This is a genomic window from Streptomyces sp. HUAS CB01 (assembly GCF_030406905.1).
Lineage (GTDB): Bacteria > Actinomycetota > Actinomycetes > Streptomycetales > Streptomycetaceae > Streptomyces > Streptomyces chengbuensis.
Genome location: NZ_CP129137.1, coordinates 3245737 through 3272047, shown reverse-complemented (window position 1 = coordinate 3272047; position 26311 = coordinate 3245737). Strand labels below are relative to the sequence as shown.

The following is a 26311-nucleotide window of genomic DNA, read 5'->3' as shown; positions in this document are numbered from 1 at the left end:
GAACCGCAATGAGCACGGGTCACGCCCACAAGCTGTACCGGCACGGCGAGTCGCCGGTCCACCGGCTGCCGCCGCACTGCAAGATCGCCGCCGCTCTCTGCTTCGTGCTGGTCGTGGTCTCCACCCCGCGCGAGGCGGTCTGGGCCTTCGGTCTGTACGCGCTGCTGCTCGGCGCGGTCGCCGCCGCGGCCCTGGTCCCGGCGGGGTTCGTGCTGCGCCGGCTGGTGATCGAGATCCCGTTCGTCGCCTTCGCGCTGTTCATGCCGTTCCTGGTGCCGGGCGAGCGCACCGAATGGCTCGGCATCTCCCTCTCCGTGCCGGGGTTGTGGGGCGCCTGGAACATCCTCGCCAAGGGAACGCTGGGCGTCGCCACCTCCGTCCTGCTCGCCTCGACCACCGAGCTGCGCTCCCTGCTCCTCGGGCTGCAGCGGCTCAGGCTGCCGCCGCTGATGGTGCAGATCGCGTCCTTCATGATCCGCTACGGCGACGTCATCACCGACGAGATGCGGCGGATGTCCGTCGCCCGGCGCTCGCGCGGGTTCGAGGCCCGCGGGGTGCGCCACTGGGGCGTGCTCGCCAAGTCCGCGGGCGCGCTGTTCATCCGCTCCTACGAGCGCGGTGAGCGGGTGCACCTGGCGATGGTCAGCCGCGGCTACACCGGCACCATGCCCGTCATCGACGAGGTGACCGCGTCCCGTGCGCAGTGGGCGTACGCCGCCGCGCTCCCGTTCTCGGCCCTCGCCGTCTGTCTGCTTGGCTGGACCCTATGACCTCGCTCCCCCCGGCAGCCGCCGTCCCGCCGTCCCTCGACGTCCGCGGGCTGGCGTACGCCTACCCCGACGGCCACCAGGCCCTCTTCGGCGTCGACCTGACCGTCGGGCGCGGTGAACGCGTGGCCCTGCTCGGGCCCAACGGCGCGGGCAAGACCACGCTCGTCCTCCACCTCAACGGCATCCTCACCGCGGGCGCCGGCACGGTCGCCGTCGCCGGCCTGCCCGTCGGCAGACAGCACATGGCGGAGATCCGGCGCCGGGTCGGCATCGTGTTCCAGGACCCGGACGACCAGTTGTTCATGCCGACGGTGCGGGAGGACGTCGCCTTCGGCCCGGCGGCGGCCGGGCTGCGCGGCGAGGAACTGGAGAAGCGGGTCCGCACGGCCCTCGACCGGGTCGGGATGACCGCGTACCTGGACCGACCGCCGCACCACCTCTCCTTCGGGCAGCGGCGCCGGGTGGCGGTCGCGACCGTCCTCGCCATGGAGCCGGAGATCCTCGTCCTCGACGAGCCCTCGTCCAATCTGGACCCGGCGTCCCGTCGTGAACTGGCGGACATCCTGCGCTCGTTGGACGTCACGGTCCTGATGGTCACGCACGATCTGCCGTACGCCCTGGAGCTCTGCCCGCGTTCGGTGATCCTCAGCGAGGGCGTGATCGCCGCCGACGGGCGTACCCAGGACCTCCTCGCCGACCCCGGCCTGATGCGCGCGCACCGCCTGGAACTGCCGTTCGGCTTCGATCCGAGGGCCGTGACGACGGGCGCGTGAGGCTGCGGCGGGCATCCGGCGCCCGCCGCACCGGGCCCGGCACCGCCGGACCGGGGCCGACCCGGAATCCGGTCACCTCCCGGCACGTTGCACCATGGGGGGACGAGAGGCAGGCCGGAACAGCAGGGAGAGATGGACGTGGACGTCCGGGGCACGGTTGCGGAAGGCTTCGAGCCCGTCCGGGACGCGTTCGTACGCAACTTCGAGACACGCGGCGAGCGCGGCGCCGCCGTCGCCGTCTACCGGGACGGAGTGAAGGTCGTCGACCTCTGGGGCGGCACCCGGGACGTGGACGGCACCGAGCCGTGGGCCGTCGACACCGCACAGGTCGTCCGCTCGGCCACGAAGGGCGTCGCCGCCGCCGTACCGCTGCTGCTGCACCAGCGCGGACAGCTCGACCTCGACGCGCCCGTCGGCACCTACTGGCCGGAGTTCAAGGCCGCGGGCAAGGAACGCGCGCTCGTCCGGCACCTGCTGTCCCACCGGGCCGGCGTGCCCGCGCTCGACCGGCCGCTGACCCTCGCGGAGGCCGCCGACGGCACGTCCGGTGCCCGCGCCGTCGCCGCGCAGGCACCCGCCTGGGAACCCGGCACCGATCACGGCTACCACGCGCAGACCTACAGCTGGCTGCTGGCGGAACTCGTGCGCCGGGTCACCGGACGCACCATCGGCCGCTGGACCGCCGAGGAGATAGCCCGCCCGCTCGGCCTCGACTTCTGGATCGGCGTTCCCGGCGACGAGGCCCACCGCCTCGGCAGGATCGGCCGGATCGAGGAACCTCCCACGGCGTCCGGCGGGGGTCTGAAACTGCGCCCCAAGCGTTCCGTGGCCGAGGCGTACCGCGACCCGGACTCCCTCACCCGCCGGGCCTTCGGCGCGATCGACCCGATGCCCGACGAGAACGACCCCGCGTACCGCGCCGCCGAGCTCCCCGCCTCCAACGGCGTCTCCACCGCCCGCGCCCTGGCCCGCTTCTACGCGGCGACGATCGGTGCGGTGGACGGCCACCGGCTCTTCGCCCCCGCCACGCTGACGCTCGCCCGCACCGAGGAGTCCACGGGCCCCGACCGCGTCCTCGTCGTCGGCACCCGCTTCGGCCTCGGCTACATGCTCCACGGGCCGGCCTCCCCGCTGCTCGGCCCCGGTTCCTTCGGCCACCCGGGCCGCGGCGGTTCGCTCGGCTTCGCCGACCCGGAAGCGGGCATCGCCCTCGGCTACGTCACCAACGGCATGCGCAAGGGCGTCACCGCCGACCCCCGGGCACAGGCTCTGGTCAGGGCGGTCCGCTCGGCGACATGATCGGCGCATGCAGCGTTTCGAGGGGTACGGCGTACTGATCACCGGGGCGGGACGGGGCATCGGGGAGGCGACCGCCCGCAGGCTCGCCTCCGAAGGCGCCCGGGTCCTGCTCACCGACATCGACGGGGAACGGGCGGCCGCGACCGCGCGGACGATTCCCCGCGCCGCGTCCTTCGCCTGCGACGTGGGCGACCGCACCGCCGTCGAGGCGGCCGTGGCCCACGCGGTCGAGGAGTTCGGCGGCCTCGACGTCCTCGTCAACAACGCCTACACCTGCGCCCCCGACGCCTCGGCGTTCGAGGACCAGCCCGAGGACACCTGGCACCGGGACCTGGAGACCGTCCTCACCGGCGCCTTCCGCTGCGCCCGCGCCGCCCTCCCGCACCTGGCGAAGGCAGGCGGGCGCGGCGCCATCGTCAACATCGGTTCCGTCAACGGGGAACAGGACTTCGGCAACCACGCGTACAGCGCGGCCAAGGCCGGCCTCGCCTCCCTCACCCGCACCCTCGCCGGCGACGCCGCCCCCCGCGGGGTCCGCGTCAACCAGGTCAACCCGGGCACGGTGCGCACCCCCGGCTGGGCCGGCCGCGAGGACCAGCTCGACGCCCTCGCCCCCGTCTACCCCCTGGGCCGGGTGGGCACCCCGGAGGACATCGCCGCGGCCGTCGCCTTCCTCGCCTCCTCCGACGCCGCCTGGATCACGGGCACGACCCTGCGGGTGGACGGCGGGCTGCTGGCCGTGAACACGGGCTTCCAGCAGGTGCTTTCGGAGTTCGGGGACGGCTGACTGACGGGGACGGCTGATCGTGGGACTGACGGGCCCGGTCCCCGGGCCCGTCAGTCCCGCCACAGCACGACGAGCTGCCCGTGGCGCGCGGCCGACTCGTACAGCTCGCGCAGGGCCGCGAAGTGCCGGCTCGGATAACCGCGGGGGTCGCGGGTCAGGCCGCACACCCCGCCGAGCGCCGCGATCGCCTCACCGTCGGAGTCGGCAGCGCCGCCATCACCCCGGACCAGTCGATCGGCCCCAGCGTGCGGGCGGTCCGGGCCACCTCGACGGGGCCGACCGCCGCCGGCCGTCCGAAGGCCGACCACGGATGGCCGGGCAGGACGAAGGAGACGTCGACGGCCGGGTCGCCGCCGACCGCCGAACCGAGCGCCGCGACCGGCTCCGGGCCGAGGCCCGCGTACCGGGCCGCCTCCACGAGAGCGCCGGACGACCAGTCGAGGTCGGTCCAGCCGTCCGGCGGGTCCCAGGCCAGGTAGGCCCCTTCCGGGTCGCCGGGGTCCACGGCGGCCGCGTAGGCGTCGAGGTACCGCTGCGAGACCCGCGCGAGCAGCAGCGTGACCGCCATCGTCACCCTGCCCGCAGCATCAGGCCGATGCCCACGACCATCAGCGCCGTGGCGGCGATGCGCGGGCCGCCGAACCGTTCCTTGAAGAACAGGGTGCCGATGGCCGCTCCGACGATGATCGAGGACTCGCGGAGTGCCGCCACGGGGGCCAGCGGAGCCCGTGTCTGCGCCCAGAGGACGAGGCCGTAGGCGAGCAGCGAGAGGACCGCGCCGACGAACCCGCGGACCGCGTGCGGGCGCAGGCGGGGGAGCAGCGAGCGGCGCAGCCGGTGGCAGGCGTAGGCGGGGATCAGCACGCCCTGCAGGACCATCAGCCAGGCGATGTACGCGACGGGGGACCCCGAGGCGCGGACGCCGACCCCGTCGACGACCGTGTACGCGGCGATCGACAGGCCCGTGGCCAGCGCGGCGAGCAGGGCGGGCCAGTGGGGGCGCGCGTCCCCGCCGGGTCCGCCGCTCCCGGTGGCCCCGCCGCGAAAGCCCCACAGGGCGACGCCGACGAGCCCCGCCGAGGCGATGGCCACGCCCGCGAGCTGCCAGGGACTCAGGGTCTCGTCGAGGAGCACCGCGGCGAGGACGGTCACGACCAGCGGCGCCGTGCCCCTGGCGATCGGGTACATCTGACCGAAGTCGCCGAGGCTGAACGACCGCATCAGCAGCAGCTGGTAGCCGACGTGCAGCAGCGCGGAGGCGACGAGGTAGGGCCAGGCCGGGCCGGGCGGCAGCGGCACGAAGCACGCCGTCACCGCGCCGATCACCGCAGCGCAGCCCCCGATCAGCGTGAACGCGACGAGCTGGTCCCTGACCGCGTGCGCCAGCGCGTTCCAGCCGGCGTGCGTGATCGCCGCCAGGAGGACCGCGGCGGCCACGGTGACACTCATGCGGTGCGCTCGCGGACGTCCACCACGACGGCGTCCGCGTGTGCGACCACGGACCGGGGGTCGAGCGGGAAGACCGTGTGCGGTGTCCCGGCGGCCGCCCAGACCACGGCGTGTCCGAGCAGCCCCCGGTCGGCCAGCACCCGGGTCCTCGTACGGTGCCCGAAGGGCGGCACTCCGCCGATCGCGTACCCGGTCGTCTCCCGCACCAGGTCGGCGTCGGCGCGCCGGACCTCGGCGGCCCCGAGCTCCCGCCGCACCAGCTCCACGTCGACGCGCGAGGAGCCGTCCATCAGCACGAGTACCGGCTCGCCGTCCTCGCGGCCGTCCGCTCCCGGGATCCCCCGGGCCACGAACACCAGCGACTTGACGATCTCGGCGACGTCGCAGCCGATCGCCGCCGCGGCCTGGGCGGCCGTCCGCGTGGCGTCCGGGAACCGGCGTACGTCGACCTCCAGGCCCAGCGCGCGCAGGGCCTCGGCGAACCGGGGGTGGGCAGGGGACTCGGAAGTGCTCATGGGCGGTCACGCTAGCGGTAGGTGTACAGACCACGCGACAGCGTTTCGCGCAGTGGAGGGCGCGGGGTGGGGCGCGCCGGGTGGGGCCGGCGCGGCGCTGGTCCGCGTGTGGGGGATCGGGATCCGGTCCTCAGCCCGTCTTGAGCACGGACGCCACGAGCGGTCCCGCCGCGTCGCCGCCGTGTCCGCCCGACTGCACCACGGCCGCCGCCGCCAGGTCCCCGGCGAAGCCGGCGAACCAGCTGTTCGACGTGGCCTGCCCGTCCACCTCCGCGGAGCCCGTCTTCGCACCCTTGTCGCCGGGCACACCGGCCATCGCCCGTGCGCCGGAGCCCCATTGGGCGGTCGCCCGCATCATGTCCCGCAGCTGCCGCCACACCGGTCCGGGCAGCCGCCGGTCCGCGGTGGCCAGTTCACGGCCGTCCAGCGAGCGCGGCACGATGACGGGCTGCTCGAAGCCGCCGTTCTTGGCCGTGGCCGTGATGGAGGCGACGGTCAGCGCGTTCATCTGGACCGTGCCCTGCCCGATGTACTGCGCGGCCGCCTCGCCGCCGCTGCCCTCCGGCACCGAACCGTCGAAGGTCTGCACGCCGGTGTTCCAGTCGAGCCCGATGCCGAAGGCGTCCCGCGCCAGCTTCGGCAGCGCCGCGTCGTCGTGGACGTCGTCGATCAGCTTGATGAAGGCGGTGTTGCAGGAGCGCGCGAAGCTCTGGGTGAACGTGCCGTCCGGGATGTCGAAGTGGTCCAGGTTGTGGAAGGTCCGCCCCTGGTACATCGCGTTCTTCGGGCACTCCGCCTTCCGGTCCGCGGCGACCAGCCCCTTGTCCAGCAGCAGCGCGGCCGTCACGATCTTCATCGTCGAACCGGGCGCCTGCTGTCCGCCGAGGGCCGCGTTGAAGCCGTCCTTGCGGTTGTCGGCGACCGCGCGGATCTCTCCCGTGCTCGGCTTGATCGCGACGACCGACGCCTCGCTGTGCCGCTTCACGGCCTTCTCCGCCGCTGCCTGGACGTCCGCGTCGAGCGTCGTCCTCAACTCGCCCGGCTCGCCCGCGGACAGCGTCAGCAGTGTGGTGTCCGCGCCGTTCGGCGGGCTGATGACCAGCTCCACCCCCGCCTTGCCGCCCGCCTTGTCGCCGTACTTACGGCGCAGTTGGTCGAGCACCGGACCGAGCGAGGGGTACTTCTCCTTCGTCAGTTCCCTGCCCCTGCGGTCCACGGCCTTGATCGGCGGCGCGGCCGCGGGGCCCGTCTTCAGCTGTTCCTGCTCGTGGAGCTGCGGATGGACGACGGACGGGGCCCAGTCGACGAGCGGGCGGCCGGTGGTCAGACCGCGGACGACGGTGAGTTCGGAGGAGTACGTCCAGGGCTTGCTCGCGCCCTCGTACGAGACCGTGGCGCTGACCGTGAACGGCACCTTCGCCCCGACCGGCGCCCCCTGCTTCATCGTCACCCCGCTGACGCGGGCGCCGTCGCGGAACGCGGCGAGCGTGGGCTCCGCCTCGGCGGCGTTGTTGGTGAGCTGCGCGGCGACGGGCGCCTTCCCCGACGCCCAGGCGGCGAGGAAGTCCTCGGCGGTCGTGCGGATCTCCTCGGCGCTCGGCGGTCCCGACTTCTTCGTGACGGCACCGGACTTCGACTCCGTGCCGCCGTCCTCACCGCCGAGCACGTTGTGGGCGCCGTACCCCACACCGCCCGCGAACAGTACGAACACGCCGCCCACGACGGCGATCTTGGCTCCACTGCGCATGCCGCAGTCCCTCCCCAGGGCTCCCCTTGGCCTTGAACGCGTTCAAGAACATCCCGGCGGGCACTCTACGGGACAGGAGCGAGCGAGGAGACGGGCGTTACCGGACTGTGCCGTCGGCCGGCGGGGCCGGACCCGCCGCCGAACCGGGTAGGGCAAGGGCCATGGAACGCACCCGCACCATCGACACGACGACAGCGCCCGCGGATCGGGCGCCGGACACGGTCTGGTACACGGCCTACGGCTCCAACACCCATCTGGAGCGGCTGTCGCACTACCTCACCGGCGGCCGTCCGCACGGCGCCGCCCGGACCTACCCGGGCAGTCGCGACCCCCGCCCGCCTGCGGCGTCCGTGCCGGTGGAACTGCCGGGCGCGCTGTACTTCGCCACCCACTCGCCGGTCTGGCGCGGTGGCCGGGCCTTCTACGACCCCGGCGCCTCCGGCACGGTCCTGGCCCGCGCGTATCTCGTGACGGCCGGGCAGCTCTCGGACATCGTGGCCCAGGAGATGTACCGCGAACCGGGATCCGACCTGGACCTCGCCGAGGCGCTGGGCCGCGGCAGGGCCGAACTCGGCAGCGGGCGCTACGAGACGCTCGTCTGCCCGGGAGTCCTGGACGGAGTGCCCGTCCTGACCTTCACGGCCCCCTGGACCCTCCACGACGTGGAGTGGACCCGGCCGTCCGCGCCCTATCTGCGCCACCTCGTGGCCGGACTGCGGGACGCCGGCGCCTGGCCGGTGTCCCGTGTCGCCGCCTACCTCGCGGACTGCCCGGGGGCCGCGGGCCACTGGACCGCGGAGGCCGTCGCCGCCCTCACGGCGGGGCGTTGACCTCAGGACGGCTCGGCTGCTCCACGACGGTCCGGGCGGGCCTCACGGCCGTGTCGACCGCGGCGGTCTCACGGCGTGTCAGCGGGGTCCGTCCGCAGGGCGGTCAGTAGTAGTGGCGTCGACCGCCGATCGCATGGCCCAGCGCTCCCAGGACCCACAACAGTGCTCCGATCGCGACCAGAATGATCCCGATGGTCCACAGGATGCCGATGCCGGCGACCAGCCCGATGATCAGAAGGATGAGTCCGAGGATGATCATTTGGCCCTCCAAGTCCGGACCCCCCACAACCCGAACCTTGCCGATCCCGGCCGTCGCAAACGAACGGCGGGGTTGATCTTTTCGGCCCACCTCCGGTGTGGTGCGCCCGCGGGCCGCGGCGGCACGTCATCCGACGGCGTGCCCCGTCCGCCGCCCCGGATCGCGCGCCCCGGCCGCCCCTGTCGGCGCCCACGGGGACGCGCTAGACCCAGGTGTCCAGCCACATCCGCGCCCGCCAGTCGTCCATCGGGATCGGTTCGCCCGTGAACAGCGGCCAGAAGTAGATGAAGTTCCAGATGACGAGCAGCACCAGCACGCCCGCCGCCACCGCGCCCACCGTCCTGCGGCGTTCGCCCGGGGCGAGGCCCGGCTCCGCCGGGGTGGCCGGGCCGTGGGGAGGGTGGGCCGGGCCGACGATCGCGCCGAGGAGCATCGCGACGGCCAGGCACAGGAACGGGACGAAGACCACCGCGTAGAACAGGAAGATCGTGCGCTCCTGGTACAGGAACCACGGCAGCCAGCCGGCCGCGATCCCGCAGGCGATCGCGCCCGCGCGCCAGTCGCGGCGGAAGGCCCAGCGCCACAGGGCGTAGACGACGGCGAAGCACGCGATCCACCACAGCACGGGAGTGCCGATCGCCAGGACCTCGCGGGCGCACTTCTCGGTGGCGGTGACCGGGCAGCCCGCGGTACCCGCCGCGGGGTCCTCGTAGAAGTACGAGACCGGGCGGCCCAGGACGATCCAGCTCCACGGGTTGGACTCGTAGGTGTGACCGGACGTCAGATTGACGTGGAAGTTGTAGACCTCGGTCTCGTAGTGCCAGAAGCTGCGCCACCAGTCGGGGAGCACCAGGCCCCAGGGACCGCCCTCGCCCTCCGTCGCGGCCCAGTCCCGGAAGTAGCCCTTGTCGGTGAAGATCCAGCCGGACCAGGAGGCGACGTACGTGGCGATCGCCACCGGCAGGCCGGCGAGGGCCCACGGGAGATCCCGCTTGAGCACCGCCACGTACGGGCGGACCGCCCCGGCCGTCTTCCGCGCGCCCACGTCCCACAGCAGCGTCATCAGACCGAACGCGGCCAGGAAGTACAGGCCGTTCCACTTCGTGCCGATCGCCAGCCCCAGCATCACCGCGGCCGCGATCCGCCAGGGCCGCGGGCCCGGCCGAAGGGTCTCGGCGACCCGCGGGTCCGGGCGCAGCACGCCCTCCGCGTCGACCGGGAGCGCGTCCGCGAAGCGGCGTCTCGTCCGGTCCCGGTCGATGAGCAGACAGCCGAACGCCGCCAGCACGAAGAACATCAGCACCTGGTCGAGCAGCGCCGTGCGGCTCATCACGAAGTGCAGCCCGTCCACGGCCATCAGCGCGCCCGCGAGGCAGCCGAGGAACGTGGAACGGAACAGCCTCCTGCCGATCCGGCACAGCATCAGCACCGAGAGGGTGCCGAGCACGAACACCATGAAGCGCCAGCCGAACGGGGTGAAGTCGAACATCCGCTCGCCGAGCCCGATGATCCACTTGCCCACGGGCGGGTGCACCACATAGCCGGGGTCGGACGGGATCGCGACCGCGTCCGGGTTCGCCAGGATCGCCTTGTCGACGTCCTTCGGCCAGGCACCCTCGTAGCCCTGGTTGATCAGCGCCCACGCGTCCTTCGCGTAGTACGTCTCGTCGAATATCACCGCCTTGGGGCTGCCCAGCTGCCAGAACCGCAGCAGCCCGGCGACCAGCGTCACCAGCAGCGGGCCGCCCCACGCCGAGAAGCGCTCCACCCGGCGGGCCGCCCCCGGCGGCACGCCGAGCAGGGACCACAACCGGTCGCTGGGCCGGGTGTACGGCGGCACGAGCCGCTCGCGCAACCCGATGCCGGGCCTGGGCACATGGCCGAATCTGCGCAGGCGCTGCTGCCAGGACGGTGGCTGTTCCGCGACGTCCTGACCCTGCTCGGCCCGTGGGGCGGTACTGGTCACCGCGCCATCGTAGGGAACGCGTCTGTGCGAGGGGCGTGGCCCGCCCTGCGAGGATTGCTCCTGTGACTGGATCGGTGACTGGAACACTCGTACTGGCAGGGACCCCCATCGGCGATGTGGCGGACGCGCCGCCGCGCCTCGCGGCCGAGCTGGAGAACGCCGACGTGGTCGCCGCGGAGGACACGCGGCGGCTGCGCCGCCTCACCCAGGCGCTGGGTGTGCACACCCGCGGCCGGGTCGTGTCCTACTTCGAGGGCAACGAGTCCGCCCGTACGCCGGAGCTCGTGGAGGCGCTGGAGGGTGGCGCCCGGGTGCTGCTCGTCACCGACGCCGGGATGCCGTCCGTGTCCGACCCCGGCTACCGGCTGGTCGCCGCGGCCGTCGAGAAGGACATCAGGGTCACCGCGGTGCCCGGTCCGTCCGCCGTGCTGACCGCGCTCGCCCTGTCGGGGCTGCCGGTGGACCGGTTCTGCTTCGAGGGCTTCCTGCCCCGCAAGGCGGGCGAGCGTCTCGGCCGGCTGCGTGAGGTCGCGGACGAGCGCCGCACCCTCGTCTACTTCGAGGCCCCGCACCGCCTCGACGACACGCTCGCCGCGATGGCCGAGGCGTTCGGCGCGGACCGCCGGGCGGCGGTCTGCCGGGAGCTGACGAAGACGTACGAGGAGGTCAGGCGCGGCGGCCTCGGCGAGCTGGCGGCCTGGGCGGCCGAGGGGGTGCGCGGGGAGATCACCGTCGTCGTGGAGGGCGCCCCGGCCCCCGGCCCCTCGGAGCTGGGCGCGGACGAACTGGTGCGGAGGGTGCGGGTGCGCGAGGAGGCGGGGGAGCGGCGGAAGGAGGCCATCGCGGCGGTCGCCGCCGAGGCCGGCCTACCCAAGCGGGAGGTGTTCGACGCGGTCGTCGCGGCAAAGAACGCGGCAGGAACAGGACCGTCGAACGGTAAAGGTCTATCGTGAAAAGCAAAGCTCGGACCGCGCGATCACGCCTTCCGGAACGCGCCGGCCAAATCCTCGTCAAGTAGCCGGAAGGCCTGATGCCGTCCCGCGGCGACGGGAGTCCACTGGTAGAGGACGCACCCCCGCCGAACAGGGGGCAGTGGATCAGGAGGAGCTGGCATGAGCGACACAGCGGGCACCCCGAGCGGCGCAGGACCCCTCCCGGTCGGCGCATCCGAGACGGTGCAGGAGTCCTACGCCTTCGCCTGTATGCGGTGCGGCTACGGCTGGGAGCAGACGTACGACATCGAGCACCACATCGACGGCACGGGCCGTCCCTTCTTCACGTACCGCGTGCAGGGCCAGCTCGTTCCCTCCCCGCTGAACAGGCTGACCTGCCTCAACTGCGGCGGGCAGAAGGTCCGCATCATGCGCGCGGGTCAGGTGTCCGGCCTGGCCGAGTCACTGCGGCGCCAGCATTTCGCGCCCCCGAACTTCGCCACCGCCGGGCCGGTCCCGGCGTCGGAGCCCGGGCCGAGGACACCCAGGCGTCGCCACGGGGGACGCGCGGCGGAGGCAGCAGCGTCCGAGGGCGTCGCGCCCGAGGGGGTCGCGCCCGAGGGGGCCGTACCGGAGGGCGCGCCCCGCCGGGGCCTGGGCGGGATGTTCCGCGGCTTCCACCGCCGCAAGTGACGGCGCGCCGGAGCCGGTGAGGCCGTGGGCGGTGAGCCCGTGGGGCGGTGAGGCGGTGAGTCCGTGCGCCCGAGAGTCCGGCGGCAGGCCGGCCCGTCCGCCGGTCCTCCGTGCCGCGGTGAGTCCGCCCGCAGGGCCTGCGCCGCCGTGAGTGAGGCCATGGCCATGGTCCTCGTACGATCGTGGTCATGAGCGCCAAGCCCAACGACACCCTTCCGCCGCCGCCCGCACCGCTGGCCGTGCCGGTCGCCGATTCGCACACCCATCTGGACATGCAGAGCGGCACCGTCGAGGAGGCGCTGGAGAAGGCGGCGAAGGTCGGTGTGACGACCGTCGTCCAGGTGGGCTGCGACATCGACGGCTCGCGCTGGGCGGCCGAAACGGCGGCCCGGTACGAGAGCGTCCACGCGGCGGTCGCGCTTCACCCGAATGAGGCACCGCGGATTGTCCACGGCGACCCCGTCGAGGGGGTCTCGCGGAGACGGGAGGAGGCGCGACCGGCCGGCGGGGACGCCGCGCTCGACGAGGCACTGGCCGAGATCGACCGACTGGCGGGGCTCGCGCAGGTGCGGGCCGTCGGCGAGACCGGGCTCGACCACTTCCGTACGGGGCCGGAGGGCGTCGCCGCCCAGGAGCGGTCCTTCCGCGCCCACATCGAGATCGCCAAGCGGCACGGCAAGGCCCTCGTCATCCACGACCGTGACGCCCACGCCGACGTCCTGCGGATCCTGGCCGAGGAGGGCGCCCCGGAGCGCACGGTCTTCCACTGCTACTCGGGCGACGCGGAGATGGCGCGGATCTGCGCCAACGCGGGGTACTTCATGTCCTTCGCCGGCAACGTCACGTTCAAGAACGCCCAGCCGCTGCGGGACGCGCTCGCCGTCGCCCCGCTGGAACTCGTCCTGGTCGAGACCGACGCGCCGTTCCTGACGCCCGCGCCCTACCGCGGTCGGCCCAACGCGCCGTATCTCATTCCGGTCACGGTCCGCGCGATGGCCGCGGTGCGGGGGATCGACGAGGACGCCATGTCGGAGGCGATTGCTTCGAACACGGCTCGTGCATTCGATTACTGAAAGATAACGAACCGTCACATTCCGGGACCTGTCTGGCATGGCGTCGCGACACCGCGTAGTCGGCCTGCTTTGGAGAGTGACGAGGAGCGGCTAGGGTCCCGGCCTCGTGAGCACTTCGCAGGGCAGTCACCGTGCCGCGCGCGGCGGTCGCCGCGCCGCCAGGCTCATGGAGCCCCCGCCGCCGCCCGTGCCGCCTGCGCCCGTCAGGGTGCCGCCGCACGGCCGGGCCGCCGCAGTGTCGCCGTACGCGCCGACGGTCACGGCGTTCCGGCCCGGTGCACCCGAGGGCCCGCCCGGCGGCGCCCACCGGGGCCCCGACGGCAACGGCCCGGCCGGGCGGCCTCCGGCCCCCGGCGCACCGGGGCGACCCCCGGGGTCCGAGGGCGTCCCCGCCCGCGGGACCGCGGCACCGGCCGCCAACCCCGCCGCCGGCCGGGCCGAGGCCCGCCGCGCCGGACCCGCAAACGGCACCTCGGGCACCTCGGGCACCTCCGGCGCCGAACCCCGCTGGGCCGCCGCCTCCGCCCGAGCCCGGCCGGCTCGCACACCGGTCGGCCCCGGGGCGGAGGACCCCGCATTCGCCACCCGGGCCGAGGCCCGCCGCGCCGCCCCCGCGCCCGCGCCCACCGCCACCGGGGCGGCAGCCGCCCCCACCCCCACCGGCGGCCGCGCCGCCGGCCGGGCCGAGGCCCGCCGCGCCGCCCGGCGCCGGAAGAGCGGAGCGTTCCCGCTCGGCGGCCCCGACGGGCTGCGCCGCCTCATCCCGCAGGCCCTCGTCGTCGCCTTCCTCGCGGGCGGCACCACCGCCTTCGTCGCCGCGGACAAGGCCGTCCGCCTCAGCGTCGACGGGGTGCCCCGCACCCTGCACACGTTCGCCGACGACGTGGACGAGCTTCTCGCCGAGGAGGGGCTGACGGTCGGCGAGCACGATCTCGTCGCCCCGGCACCCGGCACGGACCTCGCCCACGGCGACGAGGTCGTCGTCCGCTTCGGCCGCCCCGTCACCCTCACCATCGACGGCCGCAGCCGCCAGGTGTGGACGACCGCCCGCACGGTCGAGGAGGCGCTGCGCCAGGTCGGGGTGCGGGCGAACGGCGCGTCCATGTCCGTCTCGCGCTCCCGGTCCATCTCGCGCACTGGCCTCGACGTCGACGTGCTGACCGAGCGGACCGTCACGCTCCTGGCGGACGGCCGGGCCCGCACCATCCGCACGAACGCGGCGACCGCCCGGGAGGCCGTCGAGGCGGCCGGCATCACCCTCGGCGACCTGGACACCACCTCCGTGCCTCCGGACAGCTTCCCGCGCGACGGCCAGACGATCACCGTCATGCGCATCAGCGACACCGAGGAGGTCCGGGACGAGCCCATTCCGTACGACACCGTCCGGACCGACGACCCCGGGCTGCACAGGGGGACCGAGGTCGTCGCGCGGGCGGGCCGCGCGGGCGCGCGACGGGTCACCTACTCGGTCCGGACGGTGAACGGCGTCCGGCAGAAGCCCCGGAAGGTCTCCGAGGCGGTCGTCCGGGAGCCGGTCGCCCAGCAGGTGAAAACCGGCACCAAGCGGCCGCCGGACTCGGTCCGGGGCGCCGAAGGGCTCAACTGGGAGGCGCTCGCGCAGTGCGAGTCCGGCGGCCGGCCGGACGCGGTGGACCCGTCGGGCACCTACGGCGGGCTCTACCAGTTCGACACCCGCACCTGGCAGTCGCTCGGCGGTCGCGGCAGACCCCAGGACGCCTCACCCGAGGAACAGACGTACCGGGCGAAGAAGCTCTACGTGCAACGGGGGGCGAGTCCGTGGCCGCACTGCGGCCGTAGGCTGTACCGGTGAGCACCACCGATCCCGATGCCCTCCTCGGCCCCGCCGACATCCGAGAACTGGCCGCGGCGCTTGGCGTACGCCCCACCAAGCAGCGCGGCCAGAACTTCGTCATCGACGCCAACACCGTCCGCCGTATCGTCCGCACCGCCGAGGTGCGGCCCGACGACGTGGTCGTGGAGGTCGGTCCCGGGCTCGGCTCGCTCACCCTCGCGCTGCTGGAGGCCGCGGACCGGGTGACCGCCGTCGAGATCGACGAGGTGCTCGCCGCCGCCCTTCCCACCACGATCGCGGCACGCATGCCGGAGCGGAAGGACCGCTTCGCGCTGGTCCACTCCGACGCGATGCAGGTGCGGGAACTGCCGGGCCCGGCGCCCACCGCGCTCGTCGCGAACCTCCCGTACAACGTGGCCGTGCCGGTCCTGCTGCACATGCTGGAGCGCTTCCCGACCATCGAGCGGACGCTGGTCATGGTGCAGTCCGAGGTCGCCGACCGGCTCGCGGCCCGGCCCGGCAACAAGGTCTACGGCGTGCCGTCGGTCAAGGCGAACTGGTACGCCCAGGTCAAGCGGGCCGGGGCGATCGGACGGAACGTCTTCTGGCCCGCGCCGAACGTCGACTCCGGGCTCGTCTCCCTGGTCCGGCGCACCGAGCCGCCGAAGACGACGGCGAGCAGGACCGAGGTCTTCGCGGTCGTCGACGCGGCCTTCGCACAGCGCCGCAAGACGCTGCGGGCCGCGCTCGCCGGCTGGGCGGGCTCCCCGGCGGCCGCGGAGGCGGCACTGGTCGCGGCCGGGATCTCGCCGCAGGCGCGGGGCGAGTCGCTGACGGTGGAAGAATTCGCGCGTATCGCGGAGCACAAGGGAGCCGGGGAAACCACGTGAGCGTCACCGTACGGGTGCCTGCCAAGGTCAATGTCCAGCTGGCCGTCGGCGGGGTCCGGGAGGACGGGTACCACGACCTGGCCAATGTGTTCCTGGCCGTCGGGCTGTACGACGAGGTCACCGTCACCCCCGCCGAGTCGCTGACCGTCACCTGCACGGGCCCCGGTGCCGACCAGGTGCCGCTGGACCGGACGAACCTCGCCGCGCGGGCGGCCGAACTGCTCGCCGCGCGGTACGGCATCGACCCCGCCGTGCACATCCACATCGACAAGGACATCCCCGTCGCGGGCGGCATGGCGGGCGGAAGCGCCGACGGCGCGGGCGCGCTCCTCGCCTGCGACGCGCTGTGGTCCACCGGGGCGTCGCGGGAGGAACTGCTCGGCGTCTGCGCGGAGCTCGGCAGTGACGTGCCGTTCAGCCTGGTCGGGGGCGCCGCCCTCGGCACGGGCCGGGGCGAGCGCCTCACGGAGCTGCCCGTCGGCGGGGCGTTCCACTGGGTCTTCGCCGTCGCCGACGGAGGGCTGTCCACCCCGGCGGTCTACCGGGAGTTCGACCGGCTCAACGAGGGCGCCGACGTCCCCGTCCCGGTGGCGTCCCCGCTGCTGCTGGACGCCCTGCGCACCGGCGACGCGGGCGCGCTGGCCGACGCGCTCGTCAACGACCTCCAGCCCGCGGCCCTCTCGCTGCGCCCGTCGCTGGCGGACACGCTGCGCACCGGCACCGACGCGGGTGCGCTGGCCGCGCTCGTCTCGGGCTCCGGACCGACGACCGCGTTCCTCGCCAAGGACGCGGACTCGGCGGCGCAGATCTCCCAGGCCCTGATCGCCTCGGGCACCTGCCGCACGGCCCGCGTCGCCGAGGCCCCGGCGCGGGGCGCCACGATCCTGTAGCCGAGCCGAGCCGAGCCGAGCCGAGCCGAGCCGAGCCGAGCCGAGCCGAGCCGAGCCGAGCCGAGCCGAGCGCGGCGGGTTCGGGGGCGCCTCGCACGTACTCAGGCGGGAGTTGAGTACGAACGCGCTGACCGCCACGCACCCCCGGACGGGACCGTGGGCGCATGGGATCACGCGTACGAACGCTCGCCGAGGCGACACCGGACACCCGGGACCGTTACGTCGACCTGCTGAGGGTCGTCTCCCTCGGGACCGTCGTGCTCGGGCACTGGCTGATGGCCGCCGTCACCGCCGACGGCGTCGGCAACCTGCTCGCCGTCGTGCCGGAGCTGCAACTCCTCACCTGGGCACTGCAGATCATGCCGGTGTTCTTCTTCGTCGGCGGCTTCTCGCACGCGCTCTCCTACCGCTCCCTGCGCCGCAGGCACCCCGCGGACGACGGCGTCTCGCTCTACGCGGCGTTCGTGCGGGCGCGGCTGCGCCGGCTGCTGCGGCCCACGATGGTCTTCGCCCTCGTCTGGGGCGCGGCGGCGCTGCTCGTGCAACTGCTCGGCGGTGGCGGCGGACTGACCGGTGTCTCCCTGCGACTCGTCACCCAGCCGCTGTGGTTCATCGGGATCTATCTGGCGATGGTCGCCTTCACCCAGCCGCTGCTCAGGCTGCACGAGCGGTACGGCTGGGGCGCGTTCGGGGCGCTCGTCGCCGGCGCGGTCCTCGTGGACGTGCTCCGGTTCGTGCTGGGGGTCCCGTTCGTGGAGTTCCTGAACTTCGCCTTCGTCTGGCTGGCCGTGCACCAGCTCGGCTTCCTGCGGGCCGACGGGCGCCTCCGGCTGCCGTCGGCGCTGGCGGCGACGGGGCTGGCCGGGGCCGCGCTGCTCGTGGCGGCCGGGCCGTACCCGCTGTCCATGGTCGGCATGCCGGGGGAGAAGGTCTCCAACATGGCCCCGCCCACACTGGCGCTGCTCTGCCACGGGCTGTGGCTGGTCGGCGCGGTGGAGCTGCTGCGCGGGCCCGGCGCCCGGCTGGTGGCGCGTCCCCGGGTCTGGCGCACCGTCGTCGCGGCGAACGGCGTCGCCATGACCGCGTTCCTGTGGCATCTGACCGCGATGCTCGGGGTCTACGGCGCGCTCCTCGCCACCGGAGTCACCCTGCCGGAACCGGCCTCGGCCGCCTGGTGGGCGCAGACCCCGCTGAGGATCGCCGCCGCGGCGCTCCTGACGGCCGTCCTGGTCGCCGCGTTCCGCGGCTTCGAACAGCCCTCACCCGCTCCGGTCCGCCCCGGCTCGGGCCCGCTCGCCGCGCTCGGCATCACCCTGTGCCTGTTCGGCGTGCTCGGCCTGTCCATGGTCGGCTTCGCCGGTCTGCTGGACGGCCGCACGGCGACCCTGATCGCGGTCCCGGTCAGCGCCCCGGCCGGGGTCGCGATGGCGCTGGCGGGCTGGTGGCTGGTGGAACGGTCAGGCGTTGCCGTACGCCGAGACGTTGCCGTAGGCCGAGACGAAGGCTGACCAGACCTCGGCGGGGACGTCGAGCCGGGGGCCGTCGGGGACCTTGGAGTCACGGACGTGGACGGTGCCGGGGCAGGCGGCGACCTCGACGCAGTTGTCGCCCTGGGCGCTGCTGTAGCTGGACTTGTGCCAGGACAGGGCGACTTCGACGCAGCTGTCGCCCTGGGCGCTGCTGTAGCTCGACTTGAACCAGGCGAGTTCGGCGGTGCTCATAGGGCTCCTCGGATTCGCTCCAGCAGACCCCGCGACTCGCTGGGGGTGAGGGCCTGCGAGCGCAGTGTGTCATACGCCTGTTGGAGCGCGACCACCTCTTTCGGGTCGCCGATCAGCCTGCCGTTCCGCTGCCCCTCGGAGTAGGCGTACCGCTTCCCGTCCGGTCCTTCGAGCAGCTGCAACATCCCCGCGAGACAGGCGTGGAACTCAGAGGCCGTCGGCATGATTTGGAGCGTCACGTTCCGCCGCGCGGTGCTCGTCAGCACGTGGTCGAGCATCTGCCGTGTCACTTCCGCACCACCGAGCCGCTGCCGGAAGACCGCCTCCGTGACGATGAAGCTGAAGGGCACGTTGGGCCGTTCAGGCAAGAGCCGTTGACGTTCCAGCCGCGCGGCGATCTGGCTCTCCACCTGCTCGTCCGACAGGGGTGGCACCTCGTTCTCGTACAGGGCACGTAAGTACCCCTCCGACTGCAGCAGCCCCGGCACCATCCTGCACTCGTACGTACACAGGCTCACCGCCGTCCTCTCCCGCCGCGCCCACTCCCTGAACCACGACGCCAGCCCCGGCTGCCGCGTCAGATGCCCGAACGCCCGCCGCAGCGCGCCCGTGTTCCCCAGCGCCGCCTCCGCCAGTTCGACGAACTGCGTGTCCGGCATCCGGCGGCCCAGCTCGATCGAGGCCACCGTGTGCCGGGAGAAGCGCACCATCGGTGCGAACGCCTCCCGCGACAGCCCCGCGTGCTCCCGCAGCCCCTGCACGAACGCCCCGAACGTCCTCAGACTGTCCGACGACACCGGCTCGTCGTCCACCCCGGCCAAATCCGCCACCTCCAGGTGCGTTTCCCCGCCCTCAGGCCCCAGGCTCCAGGCCGACGGCCACCCACGGCCGTCCAGAGCTCACACGGTCAACTGGGGCGACCCACCCAGCGTCGCGACCCGGTCGCGTACTGTCCACTCTCCGTGGGTGTACGGTCGCGCACCGTACGCGCGGACTGCGGACGGTGCGCCCCGACTACCCTGGTAGGTCGATCGATCCCCCTGTCAGGAGAGAAATGGCCGTCAATCTGGTCAATGTCGAGGCAGTCAGCAAGGTGTACGGCACCCGTGCCCTGCTCGACGGAGTGTCGCTCGGCGTCTCCGAGGGGGACCGCATCGGAGTCGTCGGGCGCAACGGAGACGGCAAGACCACGCTGATCCGCATGCTCGCCGGGCTGGAGGAGCCCGACACCGGCCGGGTCACCCACAGCGGCGGGCTGCACATCGGGGTGCTCACCCAGCACGACTCGCTCGACCCCGCCGCCACGATCCGCCACGAGGTCATCGGTGATCTCGCCGACCACGAGTGGGCCGGCAACGCCAAGATCCGCGATGTGCTCACCGGTCTCTTCGGGGGGCTCGACCTGCCCGGCTTCCCGCAGGGCCTGGACACCGTCATCGCCCCGCTGTCCGGCGGTGAGCGGCGCCGGATCGCGCTCGCCAAGCTGCTGATCGCCGAGCAGGACCTGATCGTCCTCGACGAGCCCACGAACCACCTGGACGTCGAGGGCATCGCCTGGCTCGCCCAGCACCTCCGGGCGCGCCGTTCGGCCCTCGTCTGCGTCACCCACGACCGCTGGTTCCTCGACCAGGTCTGCACCCGCATGTGGGACGTCCAGCGCGGGACGGTGTACGAGTACGAGGGCGGCTACTCCGACTACGTCTTCGCACGCGCCGAGCGCGAGCGCATCGCCGCGACCGAGGAGACCAAGCGGCAGAACCTCGTCCGCAAGGAGCTCGCCTGGCTGCGCCGCGGCGCACCGGCCCGTACGTCGAAGCCGCGCTTCCGCGTCGAGGCCGCCAACGAGCTGATCAAGGACGTGCCGCCGCCGCGCGACACCTCCGAGCTGATGAAGTTCGCCACCACCCGGCTCGGCAAGACCGTCTTCGACCTCGAGGACGTCACCGTCCAGGCCGGGCCGAAGGTCCTCCTCAAGCATCTGACGTGGCAGCTCGGCCCCGGCGACCGGATCGGCCTGGTCGGCGTGAACGGCGCCGGCAAGACCTCCCTGCTGCGCGCCATGGCCGACGCCGCGGTCAGCGACGGCGAACGGCAGCCCGCCGCCGGGCGGATCGTCACCGGCAAGACCGTGCGGCTCGCCTACCTCTCGCAGGACGTCACCGAACTCGACCCCGAACTCCGGGTGCTGGAGGCCGTCCAGCAGATCCGCGACCGTGTCGACCTCGGCAAGGGCCGGGAGATGACCGCGGGGCAGCTGTGCGAGCAGTTCGGCTTCGCGAAGGAGAAGCAGTGGACCCCGGTCGGCGACCTGTCCGGCGGTGAGCGGCGCCGGCTCCAGCTGCTGCGGCTGCTGATGGACGAGCCGAACGTCCTCTTCCTCGACGAGCCCACCAACGACCTCGACATCGAGACGCTCACGCAGCTGGAGGACCTCCTCGACGGCTGGCCGGGCTCGATGGTCGTGATCTCCCACGACCGCTTCTTCGTCGAGCGCACGACCGACCGCGTGCTCGCGCTCCTCGGCGACGCGACGCTGCGGATGCTCCCGCGCGGCATCGACGAGTACCTGGAGCGCCGCGCGAAGGTCGTGCAGGCCGCGGCGCCCGTGCCGCCCGCGCCCGCGAAGGCCGCCGGAGCGGAGAAGTCCGCGGCGGACCAGCGGGCCGCGAAGAAGGAACTGCAGAAAATCGAGCGACAGCTGGACAAGATCTCCGAAAAGGAATCCACGCTGCACTCGCAAATCGCCGAAAACGCCACCGATTTCGAGAAAGTGGCGGAACTCGACGCGCGGCTCCGCGAACTCTCGGGTGAGCGCGAGGAGTTGGAAATGCGCTGGCTCGAACTCGCCGAGGACGCGTAGCGGCGGCGCGCGCCGGTCGCGTAACAACGGCATCACGGGCCGGTTCTCCCTTGGGTACAGGGGCGGACCGGCCCGCCTCTTGACATGCCCCGGGTGATAGAAAGAAGCCCCGCTCGACTGAAGTGACGTTGCGGAATCCATGTCCGATTCGCTCCATTCCAAAGGCGCATGCCCGAGGAAAACGCGGGGGAGGCCGGTCGGGCAGCGGGCCGCACGAAGGGGGAAGAGCTGATGACTCAGCCGCCCAGCCAGCAACCGCCGCAGGGAGGCTCCGGGTCTCCGCAGGACCCTCAGCAGGGCACTCCCCAGCAGCCCGCGCAGCCGCCGCAGACACCGCCCACGCCACCGCAGGCACCGCCGGTGCCGCCGCAGACCCCTCCGGCGCAGCCCGCCGGCCCGCCGCAGGACGCGCAGCCCGGGTACGGCTACCCGCAGACGGCTCCGCACCCCGGGTACGGCTACCCGCAGCAGGCTCCCGGTCAGCCCGGCCCCTACGGTCAGCCCGGTCCGTACGGCCAGCCCGGTCCGTACGGCCAGCAGCCCGGTCCCTACGGCCAGCCCGGTCCGTACGGCCAACCGGGCCCCTACGGACAGCAGCCCGGCCCGTACGGTGCCCATCCCACCCAGCCGCAGTACCCGGGCGCGCCCGTCCCGCCCCCGCCGGGCGGCGGCAGCGGCAACTTCTTCAAGGGCAAGCCCGCCGCGATCATCGGCGCGGCCGTGGCGGCGCTCCTCGTCATCGGCGGCGGCACCTGGTTCGCGCTCAGCGGCAGCGAGGACGACCCCAGGCCCGACGCCAAGCAGACCAGCGGCCCGCAGCCGACCGGCTCCGAGTCGGTGGACCAGGGCGACGGGAGCGGCACCGGGCGCGAGGAGGTGGACGACCTCAACGCCGGCCGCAAGGACGGCGAGTCCAAGGTGCTCTGGCTGGCGAAGAACGACGTCGACCTGCCGCGCAACGGCGCCGAGGTGTACGGCCCGTGGTTCGCCGGCGACATCGTCGTCAGGGGCATGTACAAGGAGGTCGCGGGCTACTCTGCCGACGACGGCAGCAAGAAGTGGAGCCTGCCGCTGCCCGCCGAGCTGTGCGCTGCCCCGGTCCGCGGCACCGACGACGGCAAGCTCGTCATCGCCTACAAGGACGGGACGAGCGACAAGGCCAACTGCACCCAGCTGCAGCTCGTCGACCTCAAGACCGGCAAGGCCGGCTGGAAGAAGACGATCACCAAGAAGGGTGCCTTCGACCTGCTGTCCAGCCTCACCCTGGCGATCAGCGGCAACACCGTGACCGCCGCCCGCACGGGCAACGGCGAGGCGTTCCGGATCAGCGACGGCGCACCGCTCTTCGGCAAGCTGCCGGGGAACTGCCAGCCGCAGGCGTTCGCCGGCGGCCCGAAGCTGATCGCCGCGGAGACCTGCCGCACCGGCGACTACGACAAGACCCAGGAGCAGCTCCAGGAGCTGGACCCGACCACCGGCAAGGCCAGGTGGACGTACAAGCTGCCGGTCAACTGGCAGGTCGACAAGGTCTATTCGGTCAGCCCCCTGGTCGTCTCGATGTCGCAGCCCGATCAGAAGAAGTGGAGCGTCGTCGCGCTCACCGCCAACGGGACGCTGCGCTCGCAGATCGACGGCGGCACGGACCGCTACCAGCCGCGCTGCGGCGGCGGCTTCGTCGTCTTCGGTGAGATCCTCGAGGGCTGCGTCGGCGTGGCCGCCGACGCCAACACCTTCTACATGGCGACGGAGCCCAAGGAGGGCGGCACGGCGCGCACGAACGCCGTCGTGGCGTTCGACCTCAACACCGGCAAGCGCAAGTGGCGTGCGGACGCCCCCGCCGAGCAGATGATGATCCCGCTCCGTATGGAGGGCTCGAACGTCCTGCTGTACCTGGAGCCGAAGTACGACTCGGGCGGCGCGGTCGCGACGCTCGCGCCGACCGGGGGCAAGCCCACCGTGCTGCTGCAGAACCCCGCCTCGACGTCCTCGATCGAGCGCACCTTCTGGAGCCCCAAGCTCGCCTACCACGACGGCCGTTTCCTCATCGCGAGCGGCCGGGTCAGCGCGAGCAACGACAAGGAGGAGAAGGAGACCAAGACGATGATGGCCTTCGGGAAGTGACCGCGTCCGGCCGGACGCCCCGAACCGGACCACCGGAACGACTCGTTTCCTTCTCACATCCCCTCAGAGGTACGCAGGCATGACGCAACCACCCCAGCCCCCGAACCAGCCTGGCGAGCAGCCGCCGCAGCAGCAGCCGGGTCAGCCCCTGAACCAGCCGCCGCAGCAGCCGAACCAGCCGCCGGGCCAGCCCTCGCAGGGCGGCTTCGGCGCGCCGCAGGATCCTCCCGGCGTCGCCGGGGGGACGCCCGCTCCGGGCGGCTTCGGTGCGCCCACCCCGCCGCCGCAGCAGCCCGGTTACGGCTATCCGCAGACCCCGCCCGGCCAGCAGCCCGGTTACGGCTATCCGCAGACCCCGCCCGGCCAGCAGCCCGGTTACGGCTACCCCCAGACCCCGCCCGGCCAGCCCGCAGGTTACGGCTACCCGCAGGCACCGGGCCAGCCGACGCAGCCGATGGGCCAGCAGCCCTACGGCTACGGCTACCCGGGGCAGCCCGTGCCGCCGCAGTACGGTCAGCAGCCCGGCGGTCCGGGCGGCGGCAAGAAGCTGAGCACCCAGGCCCAGATCATCATCGCCGCGGTCGTCGCCGTGGTGCTGATCATCGGCGCGGGCGTCTGGTTCGCCGCCGCCAAGGGCGACGACGACAAGGGCGGCGACGCCAAGGGCTCCAGCCAGGGCGCGGACGGCGGCAAGGACAAGGCCCCCGGGGGCAGCGGCAAGGAGAAGGCGCCGTCCAACCCGGCGGCCAAGGTGGCCTTCCAGCTGCCGCAGCCGAAGGTCACCGACGTCACCGACGTGAGCGGTTCGTGGGTCACCGACTCGCTGTACGTCAAGACCGGCATCAACTCCGTCGTGGGCTACGACATCGCCACGGGCACGGTGAAGTGGACCCTTCCGCTCCCCGGCCAGGTGTGCGCGGCCTCGCGCCACGCCACCGCCGACCACAAGACCGCCATCGCCTTCGAGCCCGCCAAGCGCAAGCCGCCGCGGAACTACGAGAAGTGCACGGAGATCGGCGCGATCGACCTCAACAGCGGCAAGCTGCTGTGGAGCAAGTCGGCCACGGGATCCGGTGACGAGAAGGCCCGCTTCAACGAGGTGACACTCAGCGGCGGCACCGTCGCCGCCGGCGGCACCGACGGCGGCGCCGCCTTCGACCTCGCCACCGGCGCGGTCCGCTGGAAGCCCCAGGTCAACGCCGAGAACTGCTACGACATGGGCTACGGCGGCGGCCCCGCCCTCGTGGCGGCCCGCAAGTGCGGCGCCTACGGAAGCCAGTACGTCGTCATCCAGTCCCTGAACGCGCAGACCGGTGCGCCGGTCTCCTCGTTCAAGATGCCCACGGGCGTGGAGTACGCGAGCATCGTGTCCACCAAGCCCCTCGTGGTCGCCGCCGACGTCGGTGACACGGCCGGGGACGGCAGCGGCATCTCGGACTTCTTCGTCGTCGACGAGAAGACCGGCAAGCTGAAGGTCAAGATCTCCGCCGACGCGGACCGGTTCGCCGCGCGCTGCGGATCCACCGAGGTCGAGACCTGCCGGCACGTCACGGTCGGCAACAACCGCCTCTACCTGCCCACCGAGGAGCACGAGGGCACCGGGGAGTACGGCGACACCAACGAGATCGTGTCCTTCGACCTGACCACGGGCAAGCCGACCGCCGACAAGGCGGACGCCGGCGACCGGTACACGATCACGCCGCTGCGCATGGACGGCGGCAACGTCATCGCGTACAAGCGCCCCCCGTACGACAAGGGCGGCCAGATCGTCAGCATCGACGGCGGCACGTTCAAGCAGACGGTGCTGCTGGAGATCCCGTCCGACGAGGCCGTGCGCGAGGCGGAGTCCGGCTTCGGCGGGGACTACTCGGAGATCCTCTACACCGGCGGACGGCTGTTCATGTCCGAGACCATGCTCAGCAAGCGGAGCGGAACTGCTTCGCGACAGGAGTACCTGGTGCTCTCCCTGAGCACGAACTGAACCACCGGTGCACGAGTGACGGAGGTCCCCCGCCCCTGTGGGCGGGGGACCTCCGCCGTTCGTCAACTTGCCCCGAACGACACGCATTTCGCCGATCCGAGGGATTTCTGATGCGTAGGGCAGCGCGACGTCGAACAAGCGTGTAGCTTGCCGGGTCAGTAGTGCTGGGGGCGGGGGGCCGACTCCAGGGGTATGGGGGGTTGCTCGATGGGTGTGCGGCTCATGGTGGTCGACGACCACCGATTGCTGGCCGAGGCGCTGGCGTCCGCGCTGAAACTCCGCGGGCACCGGGTGCTCGCGGCGGCGGCGCCGACGGCCGGCGCGGCCGACCTGGTGGTGAGCAGGGCGCCCGAGGTGTGCCTGCTCGGGACGGCGGCACCGGCGGAGCCGGGAGCGTTCGATCCCATCGTCCGGATCAAGCGGGAGCGGCCGCAGGTGGCCGTGGTGGTGCTCGGACCCGTGCCGTCGCCGCGCGGGATAGCGGCGGCCTTCGCAGCCGGCGCGTCGGGGTACGTGCGGCACGACGAGCGGATCGAGGGCGTCGAACGGGCCATGGTCAAGGCGCGGGCGGGGGAGGCGGCCGTGGCGCCGCAGCTGCTGCAGGGCGCGTTCACCGACCTCCTCAACCCGGCGGCGCAGCCCGACGACGAGGGGCAGCGGCTGCTGCGCATGCTGACCCCGCGCGAGGTGGAGGTGCTCGTCCGTGTGGCGGAGGGCGAGGACACCCGGCTCATCGCGGCGGGCATGGGCATAGCACCGAGCACGGCCCGGACGCACGTCCAGCGGGTGCTGATGAAACTCGGCGTCGGCTCGCGTCTGGAGGCCGCGGCCCTCGCGGCCCGCACCGGCCTCCTCGACCACGCGGCGAGCCACCCGCCGCTCCCGGGCCCGGACCTCGACGCGGACTGATCACCGGCGCGTCCGCACTGCCCGCTGCCCCGC

24 protein-coding genes are annotated in these 26311 nt (G+C 73.1%); 16 read left to right on the top strand and 8 right to left on the bottom strand.

The annotated features are described in order from the left end of the window. Window positions 1–8 precede the first annotated feature (8 nt). The 4 genes from cbiQ (at window position 9) to QRN89_RS14380 (ending at window position 3629) form a co-directional block, all read left to right on the top strand. The gene (cbiQ, locus tag QRN89_RS14395) at window positions 9–770 is read left to right on the top strand and encodes a cobalt ECF transporter T component CbiQ (protein WP_290349788.1); all 762 of its coding nucleotides are present in this window, start codon (window positions 9–11) and stop codon (window positions 768–770) included. After that, complete coding sequence (locus tag QRN89_RS14390; RefSeq protein ID WP_290349787.1) at window positions 767–1543, top strand: energy-coupling factor ABC transporter ATP-binding protein; 777 nt, start codon at window positions 767–769, stop codon at window positions 1541–1543. Before cbiQ ends, QRN89_RS14390 begins: the two co-directional genes overlap by 4 nt. A gap of 132 nt (window positions 1544–1675) precedes the next feature. Beyond that, window positions 1676–2842, top strand: a complete 1167-nt coding sequence (locus QRN89_RS14385) for a serine hydrolase domain-containing protein (RefSeq protein ID WP_290349786.1) — start codon at window positions 1676–1678, stop codon at window positions 2840–2842. A 7-nt stretch (window positions 2843–2849) separates the two neighbouring features. After that, window positions 2850–3629, top strand: a complete 780-nt coding sequence (locus tag QRN89_RS14380; RefSeq protein ID WP_290349785.1) for an SDR family NAD(P)-dependent oxidoreductase — start codon at window positions 2850–2852, stop codon at window positions 3627–3629. Between the two features lie 154 nt (window positions 3630–3783). Here the strand turns inward: QRN89_RS14380 and QRN89_RS14375 are convergent, their stop codons facing one another. The 4 genes from QRN89_RS14375 to QRN89_RS14360 all read right to left on the bottom strand — a co-directional run bounded on the left by QRN89_RS14375 (window position 3784) and on the right by QRN89_RS14360 (window position 7340). Then, on the bottom strand, window positions 3784–4197 hold the full coding sequence (locus QRN89_RS14375; RefSeq protein ID WP_290349784.1) for a hypothetical protein: 414 nt from the start codon (window positions 4195–4197) through the stop codon (window positions 3784–3786). Between the two features lie 2 nt (window positions 4198–4199). Further along, window positions 4200–5078: an EamA family transporter gene (locus QRN89_RS14370; RefSeq protein WP_290349783.1), complete on the bottom strand. Its 879-nt coding sequence runs from the start codon at window positions 5076–5078 to the stop codon at window positions 4200–4202. Next, window positions 5075–5593: a YbaK/EbsC family protein gene (locus tag QRN89_RS14365; protein WP_290349781.1), complete on the bottom strand. Its 519-nt coding sequence runs from the start codon at window positions 5591–5593 to the stop codon at window positions 5075–5077. The genes QRN89_RS14370 and QRN89_RS14365 overlap by 4 nt, the downstream gene beginning before the upstream one ends. Window positions 5594–5723: 130 nt before the next feature. After that, on the bottom strand, window positions 5724–7340 hold the full coding sequence (locus QRN89_RS14360) for a penicillin-binding transpeptidase domain-containing protein (protein WP_290349780.1): 1617 nt from the start codon (window positions 7338–7340) through the stop codon (window positions 5724–5726). Window positions 7341–7501: 161 nt separating this feature from the next. Between QRN89_RS14360 and QRN89_RS14355 the strand changes: the two genes are divergently transcribed. Further along, window positions 7502–8170, top strand: coding sequence for a histone deacetylase (locus QRN89_RS14355; protein ID WP_290349779.1), 669 nt, complete (start codon window positions 7502–7504; stop codon window positions 8168–8170). Window positions 8171–8273: 103 nt separating this feature from the next. Here QRN89_RS14355 and QRN89_RS14350 read toward each other — a convergent pair whose 3' ends face one another. Both QRN89_RS14350 and QRN89_RS14345 read right to left on the bottom strand, forming a co-directional pair. Further along, a complete protein-coding gene (locus QRN89_RS14350) occupies window positions 8274–8429 on the bottom strand; it encodes a DUF6131 family protein (RefSeq protein WP_290349778.1) in 156 nt (51 codons plus the stop codon). Between the two features lie 202 nt (window positions 8430–8631). Then, the gene (locus QRN89_RS14345; protein WP_290349777.1) at window positions 8632–10395 is read right to left on the bottom strand and encodes a dolichyl-phosphate-mannose--protein mannosyltransferase; all 1764 of its coding nucleotides are present in this window, start codon (window positions 10393–10395) and stop codon (window positions 8632–8634) included. A 74-nt stretch (window positions 10396–10469) separates the two neighbouring features. On the opposite strand from QRN89_RS14345, the gene rsmI reads away from it, so the two are divergent. The 7 genes from rsmI to QRN89_RS14310 all read left to right on the top strand — a co-directional run bounded on the left by rsmI (window position 10470) and on the right by QRN89_RS14310 (window position 18194). Continuing rightward, window positions 10470–11348: a 16S rRNA (cytidine(1402)-2'-O)-methyltransferase gene (gene rsmI / locus QRN89_RS14340; protein WP_290349776.1), complete on the top strand. Its 879-nt coding sequence runs from the start codon at window positions 10470–10472 to the stop codon at window positions 11346–11348. A 159-nt stretch (window positions 11349–11507) separates the two neighbouring features. Further along, on the top strand, window positions 11508–12020 hold the full coding sequence (locus tag QRN89_RS14335) for a hypothetical protein (RefSeq protein WP_290349774.1): 513 nt from the start codon (window positions 11508–11510) through the stop codon (window positions 12018–12020). A gap of 188 nt (window positions 12021–12208) precedes the next feature. After that, a complete protein-coding gene (locus QRN89_RS14330; RefSeq protein ID WP_290349772.1) occupies window positions 12209–13093 on the top strand; it encodes a TatD family hydrolase in 885 nt (294 codons plus the stop codon). 166 nt (window positions 13094–13259) lie between these two features. Then, entirely contained in the window at window positions 13260–14924 is a 1665-nt protein-coding gene (locus tag QRN89_RS14325) for a resuscitation-promoting factor (RefSeq protein WP_290353706.1), read from the top strand. Continuing rightward, a complete protein-coding gene (gene rsmA / locus QRN89_RS14320) occupies window positions 14921–15796 on the top strand; it encodes a 16S rRNA (adenine(1518)-N(6)/adenine(1519)-N(6))-dimethyltransferase RsmA (RefSeq protein WP_290349771.1) in 876 nt (291 codons plus the stop codon). Before QRN89_RS14325 ends, rsmA begins: the two co-directional genes overlap by 4 nt. Beyond that, window positions 15793–16686, top strand: a complete 894-nt coding sequence (locus tag QRN89_RS14315; protein ID WP_290349769.1) for a 4-(cytidine 5'-diphospho)-2-C-methyl-D-erythritol kinase — start codon at window positions 15793–15795, stop codon at window positions 16684–16686. The genes rsmA and QRN89_RS14315 overlap by 4 nt, the downstream gene beginning before the upstream one ends. A gap of 164 nt (window positions 16687–16850) precedes the next feature. Further along, the gene (locus QRN89_RS14310) at window positions 16851–18194 is read left to right on the top strand and encodes an acyltransferase family protein (protein ID WP_290349766.1); all 1344 of its coding nucleotides are present in this window, start codon (window positions 16851–16853) and stop codon (window positions 18192–18194) included. Here QRN89_RS14310 and QRN89_RS14305 read toward each other — a convergent pair. Continuing rightward, complete coding sequence (locus tag QRN89_RS14305) at window positions 18144–18407, bottom strand: DUF397 domain-containing protein (protein ID WP_290349765.1); 264 nt, start codon at window positions 18405–18407, stop codon at window positions 18144–18146. The genes QRN89_RS14310 and QRN89_RS14305 overlap by 51 nt on opposite strands. Then, window positions 18404–19237 (bottom strand): helix-turn-helix domain-containing protein, encoded by an 834-nt coding sequence (locus QRN89_RS14300; protein ID WP_290349763.1) that lies wholly within the window; start codon window positions 19235–19237, stop codon window positions 18404–18406. The genes QRN89_RS14305 and QRN89_RS14300 overlap by 4 nt, the downstream gene beginning before the upstream one ends. A gap of 224 nt (window positions 19238–19461) precedes the next feature. Between QRN89_RS14300 and QRN89_RS14295 the strand changes: the two genes are divergently transcribed. The 4 genes from QRN89_RS14295 (at window position 19462) to QRN89_RS14280 (ending at window position 26278) form a co-directional block, all read left to right on the top strand. Next, complete coding sequence (locus tag QRN89_RS14295; protein WP_290349762.1) at window positions 19462–21267, top strand: ABC-F family ATP-binding cassette domain-containing protein; 1806 nt, start codon at window positions 19462–19464, stop codon at window positions 21265–21267. A 231-nt stretch (window positions 21268–21498) separates the two neighbouring features. Continuing rightward, window positions 21499–23388, top strand: a complete 1890-nt coding sequence (locus QRN89_RS14290; RefSeq protein ID WP_290349761.1) for an outer membrane protein assembly factor BamB family protein — start codon at window positions 21499–21501, stop codon at window positions 23386–23388. Window positions 23389–23467: 79 nt separating this feature from the next. Then, on the top strand, window positions 23468–25369 hold the full coding sequence (locus QRN89_RS14285; RefSeq protein WP_290349760.1) for an outer membrane protein assembly factor BamB family protein: 1902 nt from the start codon (window positions 23468–23470) through the stop codon (window positions 25367–25369). Window positions 25370–25576: 207 nt separating this feature from the next. Next, a complete protein-coding gene (locus QRN89_RS14280; RefSeq protein ID WP_290349757.1) occupies window positions 25577–26278 on the top strand; it encodes a helix-turn-helix transcriptional regulator in 702 nt (233 codons plus the stop codon). The last annotated feature ends 33 nt before the right edge of the window (window positions 26279–26311 follow it).